The following is a 22,874-nucleotide window of genomic DNA, read 5'->3' on the forward strand; positions in this document are numbered from 1 at the left end:
TAAGACCGCCGGGCCGGGGTCGGGGGCGCGGCCGGGTCCGGGGTGCGGCAGGGGCGCCCGGCGTCGTCGGGGGTCAATCCGCCCCGGCGCCACGGGCGTTGGCGAGCATGGCGCGCAGCGCCCGCTCCTCGAAGGGCGTGAGCCGTCCCGCCCCCGCGGCGTCCGCGTAGCCGCCGTTGGGTGAGCACATCACAGGCTTCACCCCGTCCGGGCCCGTGGCGCACTCGTAGCGCCCGGCCTCGCCGTCGCCGTCCAGGTCGAGGTTGGGGTGGTCGAGGCCGAGGGTGTGCAGCATCTCGTGGACGAAGGTGTTGCGCAGCTCGTGCGGTGCCATGTGCCAGGTCCCGTCGAAGTACTCGCTGTCCATGGTCACCACTCCGCCTGAGGCGACGCCCTTCGCGGGGTGCGGGCAGGGCAGGCCCTTGCTGTAGCCGCCCCGGCCCAGCGGCCGGTAGGTCTGCGTGTACTGGATGTGCCCCCACGGAGGGCATCTGGCCGGGTCCACACGCTCCACTCCTCCGAGGACGATCCGCACCCCCGCCGCCCTCATCTGTGTGACGGCCCCGGTCAGATACGGGGTGTACCGCTTCTTCAGCCGTGCGGAGGCGAAGGTGACGGTGTACGTACGCGAGGGGCTGACCGAGGTCACTCCCAGACGTTCGGCCACCCGGAAGCCCGTGCCCGCGAGGGTCCGCGGCGGAGCGGCGCCGGCGGGCGTCACTCCGAAGGCACACATGACGGCGATCGCGGCACCGGCCGCGGCACCTGTCCTCAGCATGTCGCTCATGGCTGATCCGCTCCTGTGAAGTTGTACGAGGGGGGTAATGCCGAGCCCGGGTCCGAGCAGGAGCCCGGGGCGGCGGGGTGAGAAGCGGTGAGGGCGGCGGAAGGCGGGCGCGAGGGCGCGTCGGGCCTTCGGCAGCGTTTCGCCCGGTTTCTTCCCGATCGGTTGATTGCTGCCCATGGCTTGCGCCCGTCATGCCCATGACGGGGCATCCACGGGCACATGCCTTCCAGGACCAGCCTCGGGGTACGGGTTCGCGGACCCCGCACGGCCGTGCACCGCAGGCGACCGGCCGCCGCCGTTCGTAGATTGGAGGGACCAGCCGACATCGAACTTGGCAGGAGCCGGTGACGGGATCGGAGATCGACTACGCCGCCATCTTCGCGGCCTTGCCCAGCCCCTATGTGGTGCTCGACCCGGATCTGGTCATCCGGGACGTCAACCGTGTCTATCTGCGGTCGACCGGGCGCTCCCGCGAGGGCCTGCTGGGCCAGTACTTCTTCGACGCGTTCCCGCCGAATCCCCGGGAAGCCGTCTCGGAGGGCGTGCAGAAGCTGAGGTCGTCGCTGCTGAGAGCCGTGGAGGGGGGCAGGGTCGACAGCATGGCGCCGGTGAAGTACGACATCCCCGTCGCCAGCCGCCCGGGAGTCTTCGAGGAGCGCTGGTGGTCGCCGATCAACACCCCGGTGCTCGACGGGGACGGCAACGTCGTCTGGGTCATCCACCGCGTCGAGGACGTGACCGCTTTCGTACACGCACGGCGGAGCGCCCGCGCCGAGGAACAAGCGCCCCAGCGGCACGAGGGCAGGGCGGCGGAGATCTACACCCGCGCCCAGGAGCTGGAGACCCTCAACGACGAGCTGCGGATGGCGCACGACCGTGAGAGCCGGGTGGCGCTCACGCTTCAGGAAGCGCTGCTGTACTCGCCCGACCTTCCGCGCGCCGGAGTCGCCGTGCGCTATCTCCCGGCCGTCGGCACGCTCAATGTGTGCGGCGACTGGTACGACGTCACGGATGTGCCGGAGGTCGGAGGGTTCACGGCCGCGGTAGGTGACGTCGTGGGACACGGCCTGGAGGCGGCCGGGGTGATGGGGATGCTGCGCAGCGCGCTGAACGCCGCCATGCGCGCCACGGCCAGCCCCGCGCGGGCGCTTCAGATCCTCGGCCTGTACGCGAACTCCGTCGAGGGCGCGCAGTCCGCGACCGCCGTGAAAGTCAGGGTCGACAGCGGACGGCAGACGATCACCTACAGCAGCGCGGGGCATCTTCCGCCCGTGCTGATGCACGCGGCCGGTGACTGCGAGCTGCTGGACCAGGCCACGGACCCGCCGCTGGCGACACGTTCCGAGCACGAGCCGCGGCCGGAGGCCCGAGCCCACTACGACCCCGGTGACTGCCTGATCCTCTACACCGACGGGCTGGTGGAACGCCGGGACGAGAGCATCGACGAGGGCATCGGCCGGCTGACCGAAGTCCTGGCCTCCTGCGCGGGCGGCGACGCCGAGGAGGTCGCGGACGAGGTGCTGGCCGGCATGGGCGTCATGGAGGGCGCCGCCGACGACATCGCCCTGGTCATCATCAGTCTCTGACCGTTCTGCGAACTCGCGTGCCGCCGGGGGCAGTCGACGTCCGGCTGGGGCGCCCCGCCCGATCCGGCGCAGGCGGAACCGCCGCGCTCCGCCTCCCCGTGTGCTTCCCGGGGCCCGTACCCCATACGCTGCTCGGCGTCGTACCCGTCGTACCCGTCGTACCCGAGGAGACCGCCGTGCTCGTGCTGCTGCCACCGTCCGAGGGCAAGGCCGACGGAGGCAGGGGACGCCCCTTCGAACCGGACGCGCTGTCGCTGCCGGGCCTGGCCCCGGCCCGGGAGCGGGTCCTCGACGAACTCGTGACGCTCTGCTCCGCCGACGAGGAGAAGGCCCGGGAGGTGCTGGGGCTGAGCGAGGGCCTGCGGGGCGAGATCGCCAGGAACGCCGCTCTGCGCTCGGCGCCCGCGCGGCCCGCGGGTGAGATCTACACCGGCGTCCTCTACGACGCGCTCGGCCTGGCCACGCTCAGCCCCGCGGCCAAGCGGCGGGCGGCGAGGTCGCTGCTGGTCTTCTCGGGCCTGTGGGGCGCGGTCGGCGTCAAGGACCGCATCCCTCCGTACCGCTGCTCCGGAGGCGTGCGGCTGCCGGGCCTCGGCGCGCTGAGCGCCCACTGGCGGGAGCCCCTGGCGGCGGCGCTGCCGGAGGCGGCCGGAACGGGCCCGGTGCTCGATCTGCGTTCGACGGCGTATGCGCAGATGTGGCGGCCCAAGGGTGAGACGGCCGAACGCACCGTCACCGTAAGGGTGTTGCAGTCGTCCGTGGTGGACGGCGTCGAGAAGCGCACCGTGGTCAGCCACTTCAACAAGGCGACGAAGGGCCGGATCGTGCGGGCCCTGCTGGAGAGCGGCACGGCGCCCGCCACCCCGGCGGCACTGGTCGACGCCGTTCGCGGACTCGGTTACGTGGTCGAGGAGCCGCCGGAGGGACGGAAGCCGGGGAGGCCGCGGGCGGTGGACGTGGTGGTCTCCGAGCTGTAGGCCGCCGAGGCAGGGGCAGTCCGGCGATCACCCACAGCCCAATTGCATGGTGCGCAACGCTCGTTGCGTATCCCGTTCCTACGGGGAGAGGATGCCGCCATGGCTCCCTCCCCCGCCGGCTCCGTACCGCCCTCAGGTTCCGGCTCGCTGCTGGACCTGGCGCCCGTGATCCCCGTCGTAGTACTCGACGACGCCGCCGACGCCGCACCGCTGGCACGCGCACTGGTCGAGGGCGGACTGCCGGTCGTCGAGGTGACGCTGCGTACGGCCGCGGCGGTGGACGCGATCCGGGCGATCACCGAGGAGGTGCCGGAAGCCGTCGTCGGCGCGGGCACCGTACTCACCCCCGAGCAGGCGGAGGAGGCCGTGGACGCGGGCGCGGGCTTCCTCGTCAGTCCCGGATGGACGGACCGGCTGCTGGAGGGGATGCGGGGCTGCGGGGTGCCCGTGCTGCCCGGCGTCTCCACGGCGTCGGAGGTGATCGCCCTGCTGGAGCGGGGGGTGACGGAGATGAAGTTCTTCCCCGCGGAGCCCGCCGGAGGTGCCCCCTACCTCAGTGCTCTCGCCTCGCCGCTCCCCCGCGCACGCTTCTGCCCGACGGGCGGCATCGACGCGGCTCGGGCGCCCCGCTATCTCGCGCTGCCCAACGTCGGCTGCGTGGGCGGCACTTGGATGGTGCCGGGCGATGCGCTCGCCGCCCGTGACTGGTCCCGGGTCCGGCGGCTCGCGGAGGGCGCCGCGGCCCTGCGGGGCTGAGACCCTACGCATAGGCCCGTGCGCGGCGGGCGCACCCGCACGGTGAGTACGGAGACCCGGCCCGGCCCCGGCCCCCTTACGCCCCCCGCAAGCTCGGCCCCGGTGCCCTCAGCGCAGGTGACTGGTGTCGTTCAGCAGCCGCAGCGACGCGTTGCCGTCCGCGTAGTAGGCGATCGCCGAGAGGCAGGCCGCCGACAGCTCCATGCGGAACAGCGCGATGGGCGGTGCCTCCAGCGCCAGCCGTACGAGCGTCTTCACCGGTGTGACATGAGTGACCAGCAGCACGGTCCTGCCCGAGTAGCGGGCCAGCAGCCGGTCCCTTGTCACGGCGACGCGTTCCGCGACCGTCGCGAAGCTCTCACCGCCGCCGGTCGGGCGGGCGTCCGTAGAGTCCAGCCACTTCTCCAGGTCGTCGGGGTAGCGCTCGCGCACCTCGGCGAACGTGAGCCCCTCCCAGGCCCCGAAGTCGGCCTCCCGCAGGCCCTCGTCGACACGTACCTTCAGCCCGGTGCGTTCGGCGACGGCGGACGCCGTCTCCTGGCAGCGGCGCATCGGCGAGGTGACGATCGCCTGGAGCGTGCCGCGTGCGGCGAGCAGTTCACCGGCGGCGTGCGCCTGGCGCCAGCCCGCCGGGGAGAGTTCGGGATCGGTGCCGCCGCTGCCGGAGAAGCGCTTCTCGGGAGTGAGCGCCGTCTCTCCGTGGCGCAGCAGTACGAACGTCGTGGGTGCGCCCAGGTCCGGGCCCCAGCCGCTCTGCGGGGCGGCCGTCTCGGCGGCGTCATCGCTCACGGGCACCGGCCGTATCGGTCCCTCGCCGACGCCCGCACCCGCCCGTGCCGTCTCGTCCGCCGCGTCCAGCTCGGCGGTGGAGACCGCCGCCGACCACTCCTCGCCCCGCTTGCCCGCGTCCATCGCCTCGTTGGCGAGGCGGTCCGCGTGCTTGTTCTCCGCACGTGGAATCCACTCGTAGCCTGCGACCGCCTCCGGCGGGAAGATGCGCTGTGCCTCGGCGGCCAGCGGACGCATGTCCGGGTGCTTGATCTTCCAGCGCCCCGACATCTGCTCGACCACGAGCTTGGAGTCCATGCGCACCCGCACCCACGCACCCGGGTCCAGCTCGTATGCGGCACGCAGTCCCGCGATCAACCCCCGGTATTCCGCTACGTTGTTGGTGGCGATGCCGATGAACTCCGCCGTCTCACGCAGCACTTCACCGCTCTCGGCGTCCCGTACGACCGCGCCGTAGCCGGCCGGTCCCGGATTGCCGCGCGAACCGCCGTCCGCCTCCACGACGAAACCGCGGCCCGCACGCACGCCGCCCCCGGCCGCCATCAGAGCCCGGACTCGGGCGTACGGACCAGGACCCGGCGGCAGTTCTCACACCGCAGCACGGCGTCCTCGGGCGCTTCGCGCACCTCGTTCAGCTCGGTGATGTTCAGCTCCAACTGGCAGCCCTCACAACGGCGTCGGAACAGCCGGGCGGCGCCCACGCCGCCCTGCTGCTCGCGGATCTTCTCGTAGAGCTTCAGCAGGTCCTCGGGCACCGAACCGGCCGTGGTCCGCCGCTCCTCGCGCACCGACCCCGACTCCTCGTCGATCTCCCGCAGCGCCTCGTCGCGCCGTGCGACGGCGTCCTCGGCCTTGGCCTGTACGGCCTCGACGCGCTGCGCGAGTTCCGCGGCGCGCTCGGCGGCGGCCTCGTGGCGCTCCATGACCTCCAGGACCACGTCCTCGAGGTCTCCCTGGCGCCTGGCGAGGGAGGCGATCTCGCTCTGGAGGTTCTCCAGGTCCTTCGGGTTGGTGACCTGGCCCGAGTCGAGGCGCTTCTGGTCACGTGCGGCGCGCTGGCGCACCTGGTCGACGTCGGATTCGGCCTTGGCCTGCTCCCGTTCGGTGTCGCTCTCCTCCGTACGGGAGGCGACGAGCAGATCGCGGAGCTGGGCGAGGTCCGCCTCCAGCGACTGGATCTCCTCGTGCTCGGGCAGGTTCTTGCGCTTGTGTGCGAGCTGCGTCAGTCGCGTGTCCAGGGCCTGGACGTCCAGCAGTCGGATCTGATCGGCGGGCGCGGCGTTCAGTTGGGGGCTCCTGAGGTGATGTCGGCGTAGGCGCTGGGGTCGGGCGGTGCGGCGTGCGCGGACGCCGCGTGTGCGGTCCAGGGGTCGGTGACCGTGTGCGAGACATGGGTGCGCAGGCCCCAGCCGTGCCGGTCGGAGACCTCGTCGAGCTGGGCGGCGGCCTGCTCGCACCACGGCCACTCGGTGGCGAAGTGCGCGGCGTCCAGCAGCGCGAGCGGCGAGTGCTCGCGTGCCTCGGAGGCGGGGTGGTGGCGGAGGTCGGCCGTGAGATAGGCGTCGGCGCCCGAGGCGCGAACCTCGTCGAAGAGCCCGTCTCCGGAGCCTCCGCAGACGGCGACGGTGCGGATCGTACGGTCCGGGTCGCCCGCGGCGCGGATGCCCTGCGCGGTGACGGGCAGCCGGGCGGCGGCCCACTCCGTGAGCTCCGACAGCCGCATGGGGCGGGGCGGTTCGCAGATGCGGCCGAGGCCGCGGCGGCCCTCCGGGTCGGTGGCGTCCGGTACGAGTGGACGCAGGACGCGAAGGTCGAGCGCGCCGGCGAGGGCGTCGGAGACGCCGGGGTCGGCGGTGTCGGCGTTGGTGTGGGCGACGTGCAGGGCGACGCCGTGCCTGATGAGCGTATGGACGACCTTGCCCTTGAAGGTGTCGGCGGCGACGGTCGTGGTGCCCCGCAGATACAGCGGGTGGTGGGTGACGAGGAGTTGGGCGCCGAGCGCCACGGCCTCGTCGGCGATCTCCTGCACGGGATCGACGGCGAAGAGGACCCGGTCGACCTCGGCGCCCGGATCGCCGACGTCACCGCAGACGGTGCCCACGGCGTCCCACTGCTCGGCCCGTTCACGGGGCCACAGGGCGTCGAGCGCGGCGATGACTTCGGAGAGTGCTGGCACGGGTGAAAGGCTACCTTCCGCCCTGCCCGTGCCGACCGGTCACCGCCCCACCGGAGGACGCGGAGGGCGCGAGGTCGACGGCCGACTTCCGTGGCGGGCGCGTGTGGGGCGCGTGTGTGCTGGGGGCGTGCGGGCGGAGGGAGCGTGCGGGGCTCGGCCGGGCTGCGGCTGCGGCTGCGGCTGCGGCTGCGGCTGCGGCAACGAGCGTCGTACGTGCGCTCTTACGGCCGTGTGACGGGAGCCTCGGAGCGGGCGCGCAGCACACGCCCGACGGCTCGCGCAGACGATTCGCACATCCGCCACTCATCCGCGTGAACGGTCCGAACTCTCGTTGTTGGCCCGGCAGTACGGCACCTAGGTTTCCCTCACTGGAGGTGATCGACCTATGACTGCCTGTGCCCCCGAGAGCGCGACGGCCGGACGGACGGCAAGGCACTCCACGTTCACGATCGCAGCCGACGGCGCCTACGCGGCGCGGCTCAACGCGTCCGCGGAGGACGGCTGGTTCCCCGAGCGCTGGACCCTCGACGGCCCCGAGCCGTACGCGGTCCCGCTGCCCGGGGCACGGCCCGAGCAGAGCGACAGCCAGGTGCTGCCGCTGACCGACGGAAGGGTCCTGATCGCCCGCCGCGAGGACGGCGCACACAAGCTCGCACTGCTCTATCCGACGGGGCCGACCACCGGCGAACTCCCCCTGGGCGCCGTGGAGTCGGAGAGGCTGACGCTGCTGCCGCCCGCGCCGTGCGGGCGGCGGGCGTACGCGCTCACCGCGGGCGAGCACTCCACCCGCGTATGGCTGGTCGCCGGCGGTGGCGACGGCCTCCCGCAACCGGTCGCGGAGGTCCCGGGCCGCTGCGGGGGCGGTGCCTGGCTGGACCGCGACGGCAGACTGCTCGCCGTGGACCGTACGGACACGGGAGGCACGGGCCGTACGAAGACGGTCGCCGTCGACCTGAGCCGCGGGGGCGAGGTCAGCCCGCTGCTCCAGATCACCGACGAAAGCGACGACCGGCTGATGCTGGCCGACGCCGACAGCGGCCTGCTGATCGTGCGGTCGGATGCGCCGGGTGAATTCCGGCTGGGCTGGGGCGTGTTGGGCTCCCATCGGCCGGTGCGCTTCCCGGAGTCGCTGCACCCGGAGGACGCGCTGCTGACGCCGTTCGCCGTGCAGCCGGGTCAGATGCTGCTGCCCGAGAGCTGCGCGGTCGCGCTGCACGGGCAGACGACGGGGGCGCGGGCCGGTGGTGCGTGGCTCGGCGTATGGCGGCCGATGCAGAGGGAGTTGAGGCGCTTCCGTGCCCCGGGAGGCTGGCTGCCGGGCAAGGGCGTCTGGACACGCGAGGGCGAGCTGCGCCTGCCGTGCGCCACCGCGCACGCTCCGTGCGGGCTCGCACGGCTGCGGATGAGGGGGAGAAGCGCGGACGCCGACGCGGGGGCGACGGTCACCGGTACGGGTACGGGCGAAAGCCTGGGCGCGGGTGTGGACTTGAGCGCGGTCGTGGGGGACGCGGCGGGACCGGAGGCGCGTCGCGGCACGCCCGAAGTCGCGCGGGAGGTCCCGGACGACGGGTCGGACGCTGACTCACGGGGACCCGTAGCGGAAGGTGTCGGCGCGGAGCGAGCACAGAGGGAAGCGGAAGGAGCGCCGACGGGAGGGGCAGGGGGAGCCGGGGCCGGGGCCGTTGCCGGGACCGCAACCGGGACAGGCACGGGTGCAGGCTCCGGAACCGGCATCGGCGAGCAGGGTCAAGAGGGCGCTGTACCAGGGGGGTTGGTGAACGGGACCGCGGAGAGGCCCGTGCCGTCCGCCGTGCATCCCGGGGCGCTTCCCGCGGAGGTGCCGGTAGCGCCGGTGCGGGAGAGGGCGCTGCGGCTGCCCATGCCGAACACCGCGGCAGGCGGCGCCGGTTCGCAGCGCCAGGGTGCCGAGGCGATGGGTGCCGGGCCCCCCGAGGCGCAAGGACCACCGGTGAACGCCGCGGGCGCCGGGGCACGGGCCGCCGCGAGCACCCGGACCGCCACCGGCACCGGCACCGCCACCGACGCGGTGAATGCCGTAAGCCCGGCGGGGGTCGGCGCCCCGGACGGCCGACTCACCGGCACGGAACCCTCGTCGCCGTTTGCGGCACAGCCCGCCGGTGGTGAATCCGCCGAGCCGTGCGTACGCCGCAAGCCGGTGCCGCTACAGGACGCCCCGCTCGCAACTGCCCTCCACGACGCGGCAGTTCGGGCAAGGACCGCCTGATCAGGCGGCGTTCCGCCGTGAGACTCTGGTCGGGTAACGAGCAGCGACGTGATCCACGGAGTCATCCCGCGATGTCCGAGCCCGAGAACCAGACCGGGACCGAAACGCGCAGCAGTCAGGCATCGATCGGCTCAGGCAGGCACCGGGGGCGGGCCGCCGGTTCCGAGGACTCCGGCGGGCATCCGCACGGCCGCCACCGGCGTCCTCAGGACGACGATGCGGAGTGACCGGCTTCAGCGGTGTGCGACGACGGCGTCGGTCAGCACCGGTGCGTCGTCCCGTTCGACGGCTGTGACGGACAGCAGCACCCGCCCGGCACGCTCCGCTCCGGCGCCGCCGCCCGCGTCCGCGGCCCCCGCGCCTTCGTCGGCTTCGCCCGGTTCCCGCCACATCCGTACGCGAAGCGTCTCGCCGGGGAAGACCACACCGGCGAAGCGTGTGCCGTAGCTGCGCACACGTGTCACATCGCCGCCGAGCACGGTGTCGACCACGGTCTTCAGCACCATTCCGTATGAGCAGAGACCGTGCAGGATCGGCCGGTCGAAACCCGCGAGGGCCGCGAACTCGGGGTCGGCGTGCAGCGGGTTCCAGTCGCCGGAGAGGCGGTAGAGCAGCGCCTGGTCCTCGCGTACGCCGCGGAGTACTTCGAAGTCCGGCGCCCGCGTGGGCGTTCCGCGCCGGGACGACGGGCCGCGCTCGCCCCCGAATCCGCCCTCGCCCTTCACGAAGAGCTGCGCCTCCGACGTCCACAACGGGCCGTCCTCGTCGGCCGCTTCGGAACGCAGCACGATGACGGCCGCGCTCCCCTTGTCGTACACGGCCGCGACCGACGAGGTCTGGGTGGCGCTGCCTCCGGACGGTACGGGCCGGTGCGTCTCGACGCTCTGAGCGCCGTGCAGCACGGCAGTGAGGTCGACGTCGATTCCCGGCGCGGAGAGACCGCCCACGACGCCCATGCCGCCGCCCGCCACCGTCGCGAAGCTGGGGAGCACGTGCAGCCTGCTCTCCAGGGTGTAGCGCAGCTCGCCCGGATCTGTCGCGGGTACGCCCGCGCCGATTCCGAGGTGGTAAAGCTGAACGTCCTTGTGTCCCCAGGTGATTCGGGTGCTGCTGGGTTCGGCGGACAGCGCCCGCTCGACGTCGATCGGCATCGTTCGTCAGCTCCTCTCCACGTGCGGAGGATAGCCAGGTGCGCGAGAGGCCCCCTGGGACGGCGGGAAGGCGCGGGCCCATGGCCGATCCGTCGCCTTGGGGTGAAGAATGCGTGCAAGTCGGCGGGGCCCGGGGGGAGTTCGGGGCCCGCCCGGTCCGGCCCGTACGGAGGAACCCCGTACGGAGGGGCATCGAGGACCGATACGGAAAATCAGGAGGGGGAGTCTTGAGCACTCAGGGAAACACTCAGGGAGCCGTCCCGCACGGCGGCGGTGAGATCGACACGAGCGTCCCGCACTCGGCACGCATCTGGAACTACTGGCTCGGCGGCAAGGACAACTACGCCGCCGACCGCCAGGCGGGCGACCAGTACCGGGAGGCGTTCCCCGGGATCGACGAACTCGCCCGCGCCTCCCGGTACTTCCTCGTGCGCACCATCCGCTATCTGGCGGCGGAGGCAGGCGTACGCCAGTTCCTCGACGTCGGTACGGGACTGCCCACGGTCGACAACACACACGACGTGGCACAGCGGGAGGCGCCTGACGCCCGCATCGTCTACGTCGACAACGATCCCCTCGTCCTCGTACACGCCCATGCGCTGCTCACCAGCTCGCCCGAGGGCAGGACGGCCTATATCGAGGCCGATCTGAGGGACCCGGAAGCGGTGATCGCCGGCGCGCGGGAGACCCTCGATCTGTCGCGGCCGGTCGCGCTCATCCTCAGCGGAGTGCTGGGGCACGTGGGGGACCACGCGGAGGCCTGCGGCATCGTCCGTGCCCTCATGTCGCACCTGCCGTCCGGGAGTTACCTCTCGCACAACGACGGCGTCGACGACAACCCGGAGACCAACGCGGCGCAGGACGACTACAACGACTCCGGGGCCGTGCCTTACGTGCTGCGTTCCCCGGAGGAGATCCGCGCGTACTACGAGGGGCTGGAACTCGTACCGCCGGGCCTGGTGCGCATCAACCGCTGGCGCCCGGACGTCGACGCGGACGAGTCCGCGGACGCGGCGGCCTTCGGAGGCGTCGGCCGCAAGCCGTGAACGGGCCTCGGCCGGGCGGGCCCGACGGCTCAAGAAGCGACCGCCCGCGAGCGAGCCACCGCGAGTGAGCGACCGCGTCTGCCGTCAACGTGCCGTCCGTGGGCGAGAGTTCGGCGTCCCAGGGGCCTCGTGCCTCTCAGGGGCGTCGGGCGTCTCGTGCGCGGACGCCCCCGTGGCGTCCTCCGCCTCGCCTCCCGCGCCCTCGCGTCCCTGCCGTGGCAGGGCGAACAGCGCGAGCAGCGCGCACAGCGCCAGCGCGCCCGCTGCGCTGCGGAAGGCCAGCCCGTAGCCCGCGGCCAGCGTCTCCGGGTCGGTGCCCTCCCCGATACGGGACGCGGCGACCGTGGAGAACACCGCGAGTCCGAGTGAACCACCCATCGTCCGCGCGGTGTTGAACAGACCGGACACCAGCCCGGCGTCCGAGTGCGGCACCCCCGACATCGCGACCGAGGCCAGCGGCGTGCCTGCCATGCCGCCGCCCAGGGCCATCAGTACGCCGGGCCCGGTGACCGTGTCGAGGAAGCCGCCGCCCGCGTGCATGCCGCTCTGCCACAGACATCCGGCACCCGCCAGCACGACGCCCGCCAGCGCTACGGCACGCGCACCGAACGCTGCCATCAGCCTGGGCGCGGCCTTGGAGCCCAGCACGATGCTCAACGACTGCGGTATGAAGCCGAGTCCGGCCTCCAGCGGCGTGTAGTGCAGCACGTTCTGCATGTAGAGCGACATGAAGTACCACATGCAGAACAGGGCGCCGCCGCAGATGAACATCGTCCCGTTCGCGGCCGAGACGGCTCGCCTGCGGAAGAGCCGCAGCGGCACCAGCGGCGCACGGGTACGTGCCTCGACGGCCGTGAAGCACGCGAGCAGCACGGCCCCTGCCGCCAGCGGCCACAGCACCGAAGGCGCGGTCCAGCCCACCGCCTCCGTGCGTACGATCGCCCAGGCCAGCGCGCTCAGCCCCAGGGTGACCAGCAGTGCGCCCGGCAGATCGAGGCGGCGCGCGGCCGTGGCGTCCCTGCGCTCCGTGACCCACACCGCGGCGGCCAGCAGCACGAGGCCGCCCACGGGAACGTTGATCAGCAGCACCCAGCGCCACGACAGTGCGTCGGTGAGCACACCGCCGACGAGTCCGCCGACTGCCCCGCCGCCCGCGCCGACGGCGCTCCAGGTCGCGATCGCACGCGTACGGGCGCGGCCCGGCGGAAATGCCGTGGTGAGGATCGTCAAGGTCGCGGGCGCGAGCACGGCGGCCCCGGTGCCCTGGAGGGCGCGGGCCGCGAGGAGTTGCCACGGCTGCTGCGCGAGGCCGCCGAGCACGCTGGCGGCCGTGAACAGGGCGAGCCCCACCAGGAAGGTCCGCTTCCGGCCGTAGATGTCGGCCGCCCGCCCGCCGAGCAGCATCAGGCCCGCGAAGGCGAGGGTGTAGCCGTTGAGCACCCATTGCAGCCCGGCGGCGTCCATGCCGAGGTCCGCGCGCATCGACGGCAGCGCGACATTGACCACGGAGACGTCGAGCACTACGAGGAACTGCCCCGCGCAGGCGGCGAGTACGACGACCCACAGCCGGGCGGGGGCTTCGGGGCGTGGCCCGGCGGCGCCGTGCTTGCTGGCGGCCGGGTCCGGTCCGGCGGCGCCGGGCGAGGAAGCGGTCTTGTCTGTCATCGCCTGTCATGTTCGCAGCCGCCCTCACATGCGCCCACCGGATATCGGGGCGTCGAGGACGCACCCGGACCTCAGCGTTCGGCGCGCGACTGCCCCGGGTGCTCGGTGGACGACGGGGATTCCGGGGATTGCGGGGATCGCGGGGATCGCAGACGGTCCGCGCCGCCCGCGGTCCGCGCCTCCGCACCGGCCTCGACCGGCTCCTCCGGCACCGGCTCCGGCTCCCACAGGGCGTGTTCGCGGCGCGACCAGTCGCGGTCGGCCCGGCCCGTACGCATCGCACGCCGCGCCTCGGGGTGTGCCGCAGCCATCCATACGTGCGCCACGAGTACGAGCCCCACGGCCAGCGCCAGCCAGTCGTGCACGAATGTCGCGCTCGTACGCCACTCCAGCGGCGCGAGGCCCGTGAACCACATCAGCAGCCCGGTCCCCGCCATGACCAGGACGGCGCCCGCGATCCAGGCGGCGAAGACCTTCTGCCCGGCGTTGAACTTCCCCGCGTCACGGCCCCAGTCCTCGCCCAGCGGCGGACTGGGGCGCCGGGCACGCCAGGCGCGGCGCAGCCAGCGCCGGTCGTGGGGGCCGAAGCGGTCCAGGCGGCGCAGATCGGCACGGAGGGCACGTGAGGCCAGGCCGAGCAGCAGCGGCGCGGGCAGCAGCAGACCCGACCACTCATGGAGGGTCACCAACAGTGCGCGGCGCCCGGCGAGTTGGGCGAGGCCCGGCACATAGAGGCACAGCGCGGTCGCCACGCACACCGTCATCAGCACGGCGGTGGATTGGTGGCACCAGCGCACGACGCGGGCGAAGCGCAGCACGTCGGCGGAGGACGGACGACGCCCCTCGGCCCGGGCGGCTCCGGCACCGGCCCCGGCACCGGTGGCCCCCGACTCCTCGGTGGGGGCCGGTACTTCGGAGGCCCGGCCGTCAGGCGGCTGTCGGAGCATCGTCACGTCCGTTCGACTTGCCGACCCATCCGTCGACCGCGTAACCCCGCTTCTCCCAGTAGCCGGGCTCCACTTCGCGGGTGAGCGTGATGCCCGAAAGCCACTTGGCCGACTTGTAGAAGTACATGGGTGCGACGTAAAGCCTCACGGGGCCGCCGTGTTCATGGCTTACGGGCTTGTCCTGCATGCGCAGGGCGACCAGCACGTCGTCCCGCATGGCCTGCTTCAGCGTCAGGCTCTCGGTGTAGATCCCGTCGAAGCAGGTGAAGCGTACGGCCGTCGCCTCGCGCCGTACTCCGGCCAGTCGGAGGAGGTGCGAGAGGCGTACCCCTTCGAAGGGCGTGCTCGGCACGCGCCAGCCGGTGACGCACTGCACGTCGCGCACCATCCGCTGCTGCGGCATCGCACGCAGCTCCGCGAGGCTGTGGCGGGCGGGGTGCTCGACGAGGCCGTCGACGGTGAGTGAGTAGTCGCCCGCGCCGCGGTGCGGCACCGAGGCGGCCACCGAGTAGTAGCGGAATCCGCCTCCGTTGGGCAGCAGTCCCGTGACGCCCGTCGGGTCCTTGCCGGACACGGCGCTCAGCACGCTCTCCGTACCGCGCTGCACATACGGGGCGGAGACCAGTCCCGCCGCTCCCAGGCCGAGCATGCCGAGCACCAGGCGGCGGCCTACGGGAGAGCCCTCGCCGTCGGCGGGCGGAGCGGGGTCGCCGGGCGGACCCGGGACCTCCACGGGCCCGCCCGTGCCGGTCTTACGCGCTGAATCGGCTGTGTCCACACGACGATTCGAGCACCGCGGTCCCCGCGGCGCCAGCGACTGCTCACAACCGTCAGACTTCCGTCATCGGCCGCACCGACGGGCCGCACCGGCCGAACGGGCCGCGTGAGCGCGCTCCGGGGCGGTGAGGGAGCATAAAGCTCCCGGTCAGCGGTGAGGAGGCACGCCCCCGGTGGCCGCCGTGCGCCGCTGCCCCGTAACCACCCCGCCGCCACCGGCATCGCCGTCCCCCGGCATCGCGCCGTCCGAAGGAGCCCGATGAGCCCGCCCCCCGAGCAGCCGCAGCCCTCCCCCGCCACGTTCGCCGCGTTCGAGGCCGCGAAGGGCTTCATGCCCGCCGACGAGGGGCTGGCCCTCTACGCGGCGGCCTCGCAGGCCGCCGGTCTCGGCCTGCCGGTGCTCGAAGTGGGCACCTACTGCGGCCGGTCCACTCTTCTCCTCGCCGACGCCGCCCGCGCCGCGGGAGTCACCGCCGTCACCGTCGACCACCACCGCGGCAGCGAGGAGCAGCAGCCGGGCTGGGAGTACCACGATCCGGAGGTCGTCGATCCGCACACCGGCCTGATGGACACCCTCCCCGCCTTCCGCCGCACCTTGCACGCGGCCGGCCTGGAGGAGCACGTCGTCGCCGTCGTCGGGCGCTCGCCGCGTGCCGCCGCGCTGTGGGGCCGTCCCCTCGGGCTCGTCTTCATCGACGGCGGCCATACGGACGAGCACGCCACCGCCGACTACGAGGGCTGGGTGCCGCATCTCACGCAGGGCGGTCTGCTCGTCGTGCACGACGTCTTCCCGGACCCGGCCGACGGCGGTCAGGCGCCCTACCGCGTCTACCGGCGGGCGCTGGATTCCGGTGCGTTCAGGGAGATTTCGGCTACGAGGTCGCTGAGGGTTCTGCTACGTACGGGCACGGGGCTCTGATCGGACGACTAGCATCCTGGGCGTGTCAAACGGAAGCCCGACCCAGCCCGATCCGTCCAGCGCGGAAACCGGCCACGGCCCGGACACCCGGTGGTCCGCCCAGGCCACCGAGTTCCCCGAATCCACGGGGTCCTCGGGGACTGCGGGGGCCGAGGCCGCGCGCAGGTCCCGCCGGATGGGCATGCGCCTGCTGGTCGCGCTGGGAGTGCTGGCACCCACGTGCTTCGCGGGCTGGCTGGTGTGGCAGTCCGCGGACCAGTCGTCGGGCGCGGGCGGGTCGGCGCCGACGCTGATGCCCCTGCCCGACAACACCCCGCCGGGCGGCGTCAACGCGTCCGGCGGCGGAGGCGGGGCACAGGCCGGTACGGACGGGAAGCCGCTGGCGGGGAAGACCGTGGTGATCGACCCCGGCCACAACCCCAACAACCGCGACCACGCCGCGGCGATCAACCGCAGCGTCAGCATCGGCACCGGACGCAAGGCGTGCGACACGACGGGGACGGCCACCGCCTCCGGTTACTCCGAGGCGGAGTTCACCCTCGACTTGGCCCGCCGGGTGAGGTCGGGCCTGCTGAAGAAGGGCGCAGCGGTGGAGCTGACGCACAACGGGCGCCGCCCATGGGGCCCTTGTGTCGACTCACGTGCGCGGGCGGGCAATCAGGCCGACGCCGACGCCGTCGTATCGCTGCACGCCGACGGCGCACCGGCCGGAAGCCGCGGATTCCATGTGATCCTTCCGGAGTCCGTCAACGAGGGTGTGGCCGACACCCGTCCGATCGTCGGCCCGTCGCGCGGCCTCGGGCGTGAACTTGCCGACGCCTTCCGCAAGTTCACCGGTTCGAAGCCCGCTTCGTACGCGGGGGACGGCGAAGGCACGGACACCCGGGGGGACTTGGGCGGGCTCAACCTCAGCCGCGTTCCCAAGGTCTTCCTGGAGTGCGGCAACATGCGCGATCCGCGGGACGCCGCCGACCTCACCGACCGCGACTGGCGCGCCCGCGCGGCACGAGGGGTCGTGGAGGGCGTCGCGGGATATCTCACGCAGAAGCGCTGAGGGCGGCCTCCGGCGCCGACCGGCGACGCTCGGCGCGGCACGGTGTCGCCAGGTGCCGCCCGGCGCCGGAGGCGACGCGCACCGCGCCCGGTGCACATGGCGCCCCGAACCGGGCGCACACGGGGGGCGGTGCCGGGAGGCCGGGCCCAAGTCGCCCCGCCGGGGCGGTCCCCGTACCCATCCGTACGATGGGGTGCTACCCCGGCAGAGACCACAGACAGTATGAAACCCACTAAGGACGCCAAGTGAACATCCGCTCGCTCACACGAGGCGATGGCGCGGTGATCGGGGCGGCGCTGCTGCTGCTGATCGCCTCCTTCTTCCCGTTCTTCGACTACGACGGGGCCTGCCCCGCCGATTCCTGCACCGTGTCCGCCTGGTCGCGCTCCACGCTGCCGATGCTGCCGACGGTGCATCTGCTCGGTCTCGTCGCCGCGGGTCTCTTCGTCGCCGCACGTCTGCTGCCGGAGGGCCGCAAGCTGCTGGGGCTGGCCCTGGACCAGTGGGGTCTGGTGCTGTGCCTGGTCGTCGGCTGGGCCGGTCTCTGGTCGCTGGTCGCCTTGCTGGCGCCGGACCTGGATCAGCCCAACTTCCCCGACCCGAACGCCAAATGGGTCCTTGCCGCCGGTGCCTATCTGACGCTCGTCTTCTCCCTCGCCCTCGCGGCGGTCGGCGTGCTGAACACGACGGCCGCCGCGCTGAAGGCGCCGCTGCTGCCCGCGCCCAAGCCGACGCCGTACGGCGGTCAGCCGCAGGGCGCGTACGGATACCCGGGCGGTCCGCAGCCGGGGCAGCCCGGACCGTACGGCGGCCAGCCGCAGGGCGGTTACGGATACCCCGGCGGCGCGCAGCCGGGGCAGTCCGGTCAGGCGGGGCCGCAGCAGGCACAGCAGCCCGGCGGTCCGGCGGCAGGCGGGGGCGCCCCGGACCCGAACTTCCAGCCGTTCTGGTTCGCCGTGCCGGTCACCCGCCCCCTCTTCGGCGAGGACGGCGCGCCGCAGCCGGTCGCCGAACTGGCCCCCGGCACCTGGTACTTGGCGGTCGAGCAGCGCGGTCAGGCGCTGATCGCGCAGACCCAGGACGGCCGTCGCGGCGTCCTCCAGGACACCTCCGGCATCCAGCGCGGCTGAGTCCCGCCCGTCAAGGCGGCCCCTCAAGGCGGCCCCTCCCCCGGTCTGTTCCGGCGGGCAGGGGCCGTCGCCGTTTTCGCGGCCGGTACGGGCCGGAACGTACCCGCGCAGGAGCCTCAACTGAGCCTGGGCGCAACGGAATCGGGGCCGGAACGGAGCCGCGGAGTGGGCCCCGGGAGGCGCGAGGAGCGAGCCCGCAGCAGCTCAGGAAGGTTTCCTAACGAATCGCTTGTGGTGGCCATGCCAGAGTCACTAGGTTCGCTCGTCGAACGGCAGTTGCGTCGACTCCCAGAAGGGTGTGCCCCCCACATGCGCAAGAGCCTCATGACCGCCGTCGGCGGATCCGCCGTCCTCGTCGCGGCAGCACTGCTGATACCCACGGCAGGCGCGGCACCCGGCGACACCGCCGCACACGACCGGACCGCTCACGACCGGACCGGACGGGCCGCCGCCGGCGAACCCAAGGAGGGTTCGGTCAGCGCCGCGGACCTGCTGGCCAAGGTCGAGGACTGCAAGCAGATCTCCGACGGCAAGTACAAGCCGGACGAGGACGGTTCGCCCTCGGTGCCGGTGTGCGACACCGAGAGCGCCGTGTTCTGGAAGGCGGACCTGGACGTCGACTGCGACGGCCAGGAGACCGAGCAGTGCAACAAGGAGACCGATCCGGCCTACCAGGACGACACCGCCTTCCACACCTCCGACGGTCAGCCGCTCGATGCCGCCAAGACGCCCTACGTCGTCGTGCCCGGCAAGAGCGACATCTGGGACTACAGCGACTCGGGAATCCAGGGCGGCGGCATCGTCGCCGTCATCAAGGACGACAAGGTCCTCTACGCCGGTGTCGGCGACGTCGGCCCGCAGGAGGCCGTCGGCGAAGCCTCCTACGCGGCCGCCGACGCGCTCGGCATCGACCCCGACCCGGCCACCGGCGGGGCGGACTCCGGCGTCACCTACATCGCGTTCAAGAACTCCAAGACGGACGCGATCGAGGACCACGCCAAGACGGTCGAGCTCGGCGACAAGCTGGCCAAGGAGTTCGTCGGAGGCAACTAGAACTCCGGTCGCAGACCGGCGTCCTGCCGGGCCCTCGGGACGGCAGGACGCCGTGGCGACGACCGCGTGGCGAGGACCGCTCAGCAGCAGTCCGGCGGAAGCCCCTGCGGAAGACGATCACCGCCGAAGACCTGCACCGTGGCGTCGTCGCCGCCGAGCGCGGCGACCGCCAGCAGCAGCGAGCCCGCCGTCCAGCTCGTCAGCTCCTCCGGCCAGATCGCGTCGTCCTCGAAGACGTACCCGGTCCAGTAGAGGCCGTCCGGATGGCGCAGATGCCCGACCCACTCCAGGATCTGCCGTGCGCGGTCCCGCTCCCCCAACGCCCACAGCGCCAGGGCCAGTTCGGCGCTCTCCCCGCCCGTCACCCATGGGTTGGGCAGTACGCACCGCACCCCCAGGCCGGGCACGACGAAGCGGTCCCAGCCCTCGTCGATGCGTGCCAGCGCCTCCTCGCCGCGCAGCGCGCCGCCGAGCACCGGGTAGTACCAGTCCATGGAGTAGCGGCCCTTGTCGAGGAAGCGCTCCGGGTGGCGGCGCACCGCGTGGCCGAGCAGCCCCAGCGCCAACTCCCAGTCCGGCTGCGGCTCTTCGCGGTGCTCGGCCATCGCCAGCGCACAGCGCAGCGCATGGTGCACCGATGAGGACCCCGTGAGCAGGGCCTCCCCCGCGGGCGTGCCGTCGGCGTCGCGCTTCCAGCCGATCTGCCCGCCGGGGAGCTGGAGCCGGAGCACGAACTCGACGGCCGCGACGACCACCGGCCACATCCGCTCCAGGAAGGTCTCGTCGCGCGTGGCGAGGTAGTGGTGCCATACGCCGACGGCCACGTAGGCGCAGAAGTTGCTCTCCCGTGCCAGGTCGCTGGGCTTCTGCGTCTCGCCGTCTGCGTAGGCGGAGTACCAGGAGCCGTCGGGGAGTTGATGCTCGGCGAGCCATCGGTAGGCGGCCTCGGCGGCGGCGTGCTCGCCGGCGGCGTCGAGGGCCATCGCGGCCTCGGTGTGGTCCCACGGGTCGAGGTGGCCGCCGCGGAACCAGGGGATCGCGCCGTCAGGACGCTGGATCGCCAGCAGCCCGTCCACAGTCCGGCGGGCCTGCGCGGCCGTCAGCACACCGTCCAGCGCGAGCCGTTCGGTCCGCTCCGGGCTGGTCACGCCTGCTCCTGCCCCTGCGCCCGCCCCGGTTCACGGCCCTCCGCCCGTGCGTGCGGCTGCGCACCCGACCGCGCGCCCACGGGCTCCTCGTACGGCGAACTCCCGCCCGGCAGATGCGGTTTGGTCGCATACGCCACGAAGCTCTTGCCGATGAGCGGGTCCAGGGCCTTCTCCGCGAGACGCGTCGCCAGCGGCTTCTTCATGATGTCCCAGACCAGCAGGCGGTGGTACGCGCGCACCGGCAGGGCCGCGTCGTCGCCGTCGCGCTCGACGCCGAAGGCGCACTTGAGCCACCAGTACGGCGAGTGCAGGCCGTGCGCGTGGTGCGTGCCGTAGGGGCGCAGACCGGACTCGCGCATCTTGGCGAGCAGTTCGTCCCCCCGGTAGATGCGGATGTGTCCGCCTTCGACCTCGTGGTAGGCGTCGCTCAGCGCCCAGCAGACCTTCTCCGGGCCGTAGCGCGGCACCGTCACCGCGATGCGGCCGCCGGGGCGCAGCACCCGCACCATCTCGGCGAGCACGCCCTTGTCGTCGTGGATGTGCTCCATCACCTCGGAGATGATCACGACGTCGAAGCTGTCGTCCGGGAAGGGCAGGGCGAGCGCGTCGCCCTCCATGGCGGTGGCCGTGGCGCCGGCGGGCGCCTCACCGGCCTCGGCCATCGCCGCGAACCACTTCGCGACCTCGCGGATCTCCCCGGCGTCGCGGTCCAGGGCGACGACGCGTGCGCCGCGCCGGTAGCACTCGAAGGCGTGCCGCCCGGCGCCGCAGCCCAGGTCGAGCACGCGATCGCCCGGTGCGAGCGGGAAGCGGGAGAAGTCGACGGTCAGCACGGGTCTGCCTCAGCTTTCGGCGGGTCGGCGACGAGGGGGGCTGGTGGGGTGGAGGCTGGACGCGGCGCGACGCGGGCACGCCGGGCGCCACCGCTGGTCAGTGCGGTACGCAGGCGGGCGCCGCCGCGGCCTCCGGGATCTCGGTTGTGCCGTGCGGGTCCGCGAGTCCGGCCTCCGTGTCCCCCAACGCACGTGCCGCACGCGGCCGTTGAGCCATCGCCTCGCGATAGTGCGCCACCGTTCCGCGTGCCGCCTGCTCCCAGGTGAACTTGCGCAGCACACGCTCCCGGCCCGCGGCCCCGAGACGTGCACGCAGCCCGGCGTCGCCCAGCAGCCGCCCGAGTGCGACGGCCAGCGCGCCGGAGTCGCCCGGCGGCACCGCCAGGCACGTCTCGCCGTCCCTGCCCGCGACTTCGGGAATGGCGCCGCCCGTCGTGGCCACCAGCGGCGTACCGGTCGCCATCGCCTCGGCCGCCGGAAGCGAGAAGCCCTCGTAGAGCGACGGCACACAGGCGATCTGCGCACCGCGCACCAGTCCGGCGAGTTCGGCGTCGCTGATGCCCTTGACGAACTCCACGGCGTGGCCTAGTCCGTGGCGTCGCAGGGCTTCGGCCACCGGGCCCTTCTCGGGGCGCCGTCCCACGACCACCAGATGTGCCTCGGGCACCTCCGTACGCACCTGCGCCAGCGCCTCGACCAGATGCACCAGGCCCTTCAGCGGCACGTCCGCGCTGGAGGTGGTCACGATCCGGCCGGGGACCTCCGGCACGGACGCATCTGGCGAGAAGAGGCCGGTGTCGGCGCCGATGTGCACGACGTGCACGCGTTCCGGCCGTACACCGAGCTGTTCGACGATCTCCCCACGGGACGAGCCGGAGACCGTCAGCACCGACGGCAGCCGCCGTGCCACCCGCCGCTGCATCCGCGTGAAGCCGTACCAGCGGCGCACCGAGGCGCGGGCGCGGCGGTTCCTCGCCGCGTCCAGATCGAGCCGCCGGTCGACGGTGATGGGGTGGTGGACGGTCGTGACGAGCGGGGCGCCGAGGTCGCCGAGCAGCCCGTAGCCGAGCGTCTGATTGTCGTGCACGACGTCGAACTCGCCCCGGCGAGCGGCCAGATGGCGACGTGCGCGCAGGGAGAAGGTCAGCGGCTCGGGGAAGCCGCCGGTCCACATCGTGGCCACCTCCAGCATGTCCACCCAGTCCCGGTACTCGTCGCGCTTCGGGGTACGGAACGGGTCGGGCTGCCGGTAGAGATCCAGACTGGGCAGCTCGGTGAGCGTGACGCCCTCGTCGAGCACCGGGTAGGGCTGGGCGCCGATCACCTCGACCGTGTGGCCGAGCCGGGCCAGTTCACGGGAGAGATGCCGTACGTAGACGCCCTGCCCGCCGCAGAACGGATTGCCCTTGTACGTCAGCAGCGCGATGCGCAGGGGTCTCTCGCCACGGCCGCCGCCGTAGGCCGCCGCCGGGGCGGGTGTGCCGGGCAGGGCGTCGGCAGTCGCGGCGGGCCCCGCCGGGCCGCCGCCTTCCGTCGCCGGGGTGTCCCGTACGGCCTCTGCGGTCACTCACGGCCCCCTTCATCACGGCGCTTCCACCGGGATCGGAGACACCGGCGCTGTTCCTGGACGCGTTGGGGCGGCGCGCTCCGCATGCGATGACGGGGCCGCCGACCTCAGACCCAAGAATTTACCGGCCAGTCACTTATCCCGAGCGGCCGAGGCGGGTGATTCGCGCCACCCGTCGCTCACCTGCGCGGATCGGGCCCGAAGGGCCGCGCGGGCGAGGCGGTTTCGCCATGGAAGGGGCAGCCCGGGGGATATCGGCCGGGCGAAG

The 22,874-nt window shown here is 73.0% G+C and carries 20 protein-coding genes; 9 read left to right on the forward strand and 11 right to left on the reverse strand.

Translation table 11 applies throughout. The features are described from left to right. Positions 1–73 precede the first annotated feature (73 nt). A complete protein-coding gene (locus tag MMA15_RS06330) occupies positions 74–787 on the reverse strand; it encodes a zinc metalloprotease (RefSeq protein WP_241058067.1) in 714 nt (237 codons plus the stop codon). A gap of 344 nt (positions 788–1,131) precedes the next feature. Here MMA15_RS06330 and MMA15_RS06335 point away from each other — a divergent pair, with 344 nt between their 5' ends. The 3 genes from MMA15_RS06335 to eda all read left to right on the forward strand — a co-directional run bounded on the left by MMA15_RS06335 (position 1,132) and on the right by eda (position 4,106). After that, positions 1,132–2,373 carry a PP2C family protein-serine/threonine phosphatase gene (locus MMA15_RS06335; protein WP_241058069.1) on the forward strand — a complete coding sequence of 414 codons (1,242 nt, stop codon included), beginning with the start codon at positions 1,132–1,134 and terminating at the stop codon, positions 2,371–2,373. Positions 2,374–2,549: 176 nt separating this feature from the next. Beyond that, positions 2,550–3,350, forward strand: coding sequence for a peroxide stress protein YaaA (gene yaaA, locus MMA15_RS06340; protein ID WP_241063034.1), 801 nt, complete (start codon positions 2,550–2,552; stop codon positions 3,348–3,350). A 99-nt stretch (positions 3,351–3,449) separates the two neighbouring features. Next, positions 3,450–4,106: a bifunctional 4-hydroxy-2-oxoglutarate aldolase/2-dehydro-3-deoxy-phosphogluconate aldolase gene (eda, locus tag MMA15_RS06345; protein WP_241058071.1), complete on the forward strand. Its 657-nt coding sequence runs from the start codon at positions 3,450–3,452 to the stop codon at positions 4,104–4,106. 108 nt (positions 4,107–4,214) lie between these two features. Here the strand turns inward: eda and MMA15_RS06350 are convergent, their stop codons facing one another. The 3 genes from MMA15_RS06350 to MMA15_RS06360 are packed head-to-tail and all read right to left on the reverse strand — an operon-like array spanning position 4,215 to position 7,071. Next, positions 4,215–5,438 carry a bifunctional RNase H/acid phosphatase gene (locus MMA15_RS06350; protein WP_241058072.1) on the reverse strand — a complete coding sequence of 408 codons (1,224 nt, stop codon included), beginning with the start codon at positions 5,436–5,438 and terminating at the stop codon, positions 4,215–4,217. Then, positions 5,438–6,181 carry a zinc ribbon domain-containing protein gene (locus tag MMA15_RS06355; RefSeq protein WP_241063035.1) on the reverse strand — a complete coding sequence of 248 codons (744 nt, stop codon included), beginning with the start codon at positions 6,179–6,181 and terminating at the stop codon, positions 5,438–5,440. Before MMA15_RS06355 ends, MMA15_RS06350 begins: the two co-directional genes overlap by 1 nt. Further along, complete coding sequence (locus MMA15_RS06360) at positions 6,178–7,071, reverse strand: Nif3-like dinuclear metal center hexameric protein (protein ID WP_241058077.1); 894 nt, start codon at positions 7,069–7,071, stop codon at positions 6,178–6,180. The genes MMA15_RS06355 and MMA15_RS06360 overlap by 4 nt, the downstream gene beginning before the upstream one ends. 385 nt (positions 7,072–7,456) lie before the next feature. Between MMA15_RS06360 and MMA15_RS06365 the strand changes: the two genes are divergently transcribed. Then, the gene (locus MMA15_RS06365) at positions 7,457–9,316 is read left to right on the forward strand and encodes a hypothetical protein (protein ID WP_241058078.1); all 1,860 of its coding nucleotides are present in this window, start codon (positions 7,457–7,459) and stop codon (positions 9,314–9,316) included. A 233-nt stretch (positions 9,317–9,549) separates the two neighbouring features. Here the strand turns inward: MMA15_RS06365 and MMA15_RS06370 are convergent, their stop codons facing one another. Further along, a complete protein-coding gene (locus tag MMA15_RS06370; protein WP_241058079.1) occupies positions 9,550–10,467 on the reverse strand; it encodes a MaoC/PaaZ C-terminal domain-containing protein in 918 nt (305 codons plus the stop codon). Positions 10,468–10,694: 227 nt separating this feature from the next. On the opposite strand from MMA15_RS06370, the gene MMA15_RS06375 reads away from it, so the two are divergent. Beyond that, positions 10,695–11,513, forward strand: coding sequence for an SAM-dependent methyltransferase (locus tag MMA15_RS06375; RefSeq protein ID WP_241058080.1), 819 nt, complete (start codon positions 10,695–10,697; stop codon positions 11,511–11,513). Between the two features lie 84 nt (positions 11,514–11,597). On the opposite strand, the gene MMA15_RS06380 is transcribed toward MMA15_RS06375, so the two are convergent. From MMA15_RS06380 to MMA15_RS06390, 3 genes are all read right to left on the reverse strand, one after another. Then, positions 11,598–13,178, reverse strand: a complete 1,581-nt coding sequence (locus MMA15_RS06380; protein WP_241058081.1) for an MFS transporter — start codon at positions 13,176–13,178, stop codon at positions 11,598–11,600. 71 nt (positions 13,179–13,249) lie between these two features. Continuing rightward, on the reverse strand, positions 13,250–13,942 hold the full coding sequence (locus MMA15_RS06385) for a cytochrome b/b6 domain-containing protein (RefSeq protein ID WP_241063036.1): 693 nt from the start codon (positions 13,940–13,942) through the stop codon (positions 13,250–13,252). Positions 13,943–14,105: 163 nt separating this feature from the next. After that, positions 14,106–14,858, reverse strand: coding sequence for a molybdopterin-dependent oxidoreductase (locus MMA15_RS06390; RefSeq protein ID WP_241063037.1), 753 nt, complete (start codon positions 14,856–14,858; stop codon positions 14,106–14,108). Positions 14,859–15,161: 303 nt separating this feature from the next. On the opposite strand from MMA15_RS06390, the gene MMA15_RS06395 reads away from it, so the two are divergent. From MMA15_RS06395 to MMA15_RS06410, 4 genes are all read left to right on the forward strand, one after another. Then, on the forward strand, positions 15,162–15,821 hold the full coding sequence (locus MMA15_RS06395; protein ID WP_241058083.1) for a class I SAM-dependent methyltransferase: 660 nt from the start codon (positions 15,162–15,164) through the stop codon (positions 15,819–15,821). Positions 15,822–15,996: 175 nt separating this feature from the next. Continuing rightward, a complete protein-coding gene (locus MMA15_RS06400) occupies positions 15,997–16,875 on the forward strand; it encodes an N-acetylmuramoyl-L-alanine amidase (protein WP_277400831.1) in 879 nt (292 codons plus the stop codon). A gap of 245 nt (positions 16,876–17,120) precedes the next feature. After that, positions 17,121–18,005 (forward strand): hypothetical protein, encoded by an 885-nt coding sequence (locus tag MMA15_RS06405; protein ID WP_241058088.1) that lies wholly within the window; start codon positions 17,121–17,123, stop codon positions 18,003–18,005. 309 nt (positions 18,006–18,314) lie between these two features. Beyond that, the gene (locus MMA15_RS06410) at positions 18,315–19,058 is read left to right on the forward strand and encodes a glycoside hydrolase family 75 protein (RefSeq protein ID WP_241058089.1); all 744 of its coding nucleotides are present in this window, start codon (positions 18,315–18,317) and stop codon (positions 19,056–19,058) included. A gap of 80 nt (positions 19,059–19,138) precedes the next feature. On the opposite strand, the gene MMA15_RS06415 is transcribed toward MMA15_RS06410, so the two are convergent. The 3 genes from MMA15_RS06415 to MMA15_RS06425 form a co-directional block, all read right to left on the reverse strand. After that, a complete protein-coding gene (locus MMA15_RS06415; protein WP_241058090.1) occupies positions 19,139–20,206 on the reverse strand; it encodes a prenyltransferase/squalene oxidase repeat-containing protein in 1,068 nt (355 codons plus the stop codon). After that, the gene (locus tag MMA15_RS06420) at positions 20,203–21,039 is read right to left on the reverse strand and encodes a class I SAM-dependent methyltransferase (protein WP_241058091.1); all 837 of its coding nucleotides are present in this window, start codon (positions 21,037–21,039) and stop codon (positions 20,203–20,205) included. The genes MMA15_RS06415 and MMA15_RS06420 overlap by 4 nt, the downstream gene beginning before the upstream one ends. A gap of 97 nt (positions 21,040–21,136) precedes the next feature. Continuing rightward, positions 21,137–22,528 (reverse strand): glycosyltransferase family 4 protein, encoded by a 1,392-nt coding sequence (locus MMA15_RS06425; protein WP_241063038.1) that lies wholly within the window; start codon positions 22,526–22,528, stop codon positions 21,137–21,139. Positions 22,529–22,874: the final 346 nt, after the last annotated feature.

The sequence above is a fragment of the Streptomyces marispadix genome (assembly GCF_022524345.1).
Lineage (GTDB): Bacteria > Actinomycetota > Actinomycetes > Streptomycetales > Streptomycetaceae > Streptomyces > Streptomyces marispadix.

What these genes read in the sequence shown, in the direction of transcription:
- MMA15_RS06350 (WP_241058072.1), bottom strand. Translation starts at nt 5,438, where the DNA reads ATGGCGGCCGGGGGCGGCGTGCGTGCGGGCCGCGGTTTCGTCGTGGAG.
- MMA15_RS06410 (WP_241058089.1), top strand. Translation starts at nt 18,315, where the DNA reads ATGCGCAAGAGCCTCATGACCGCCGTCGGCGGATCCGCCGTCCTCGTC.
- MMA15_RS06365 (WP_241058078.1), top strand. Translation starts at nt 7,457, where the DNA reads ATGACTGCCTGTGCCCCCGAGAGCGCGACGGCCGGACGGACGGCAAGG.
- MMA15_RS06400 (WP_277400831.1), top strand. Translation starts at nt 15,997, where the DNA reads ATGGGCATGCGCCTGCTGGTCGCGCTGGGAGTGCTGGCACCCACGTGC.
- MMA15_RS06385 (WP_241063036.1), bottom strand. Translation starts at nt 13,942, where the DNA reads ATGACGGTGTGCGTGGCGACCGCGCTGTGCCTCTATGTGCCGGGCCTC.
- MMA15_RS06380 (WP_241058081.1), bottom strand. Translation starts at nt 13,178, where the DNA reads ATGACAGACAAGACCGCTTCCTCGCCCGGCGCCGCCGGACCGGACCCG.
- MMA15_RS06370 (WP_241058079.1), bottom strand. Translation starts at nt 10,467, where the DNA reads ATGCCGATCGACGTCGAGCGGGCGCTGTCCGCCGAACCCAGCAGCACC.
- eda (WP_241058071.1), top strand. Translation starts at nt 3,450, where the DNA reads ATGGCTCCCTCCCCCGCCGGCTCCGTACCGCCCTCAGGTTCCGGCTCG.
- MMA15_RS06395 (WP_241058083.1), top strand. Translation starts at nt 15,162, where the DNA reads ATGAGCCCGCCCCCCGAGCAGCCGCAGCCCTCCCCCGCCACGTTCGCC.
- MMA15_RS06330 (WP_241058067.1), bottom strand. Translation starts at nt 787, where the DNA reads ATGAGCGACATGCTGAGGACAGGTGCCGCGGCCGGTGCCGCGATCGCC.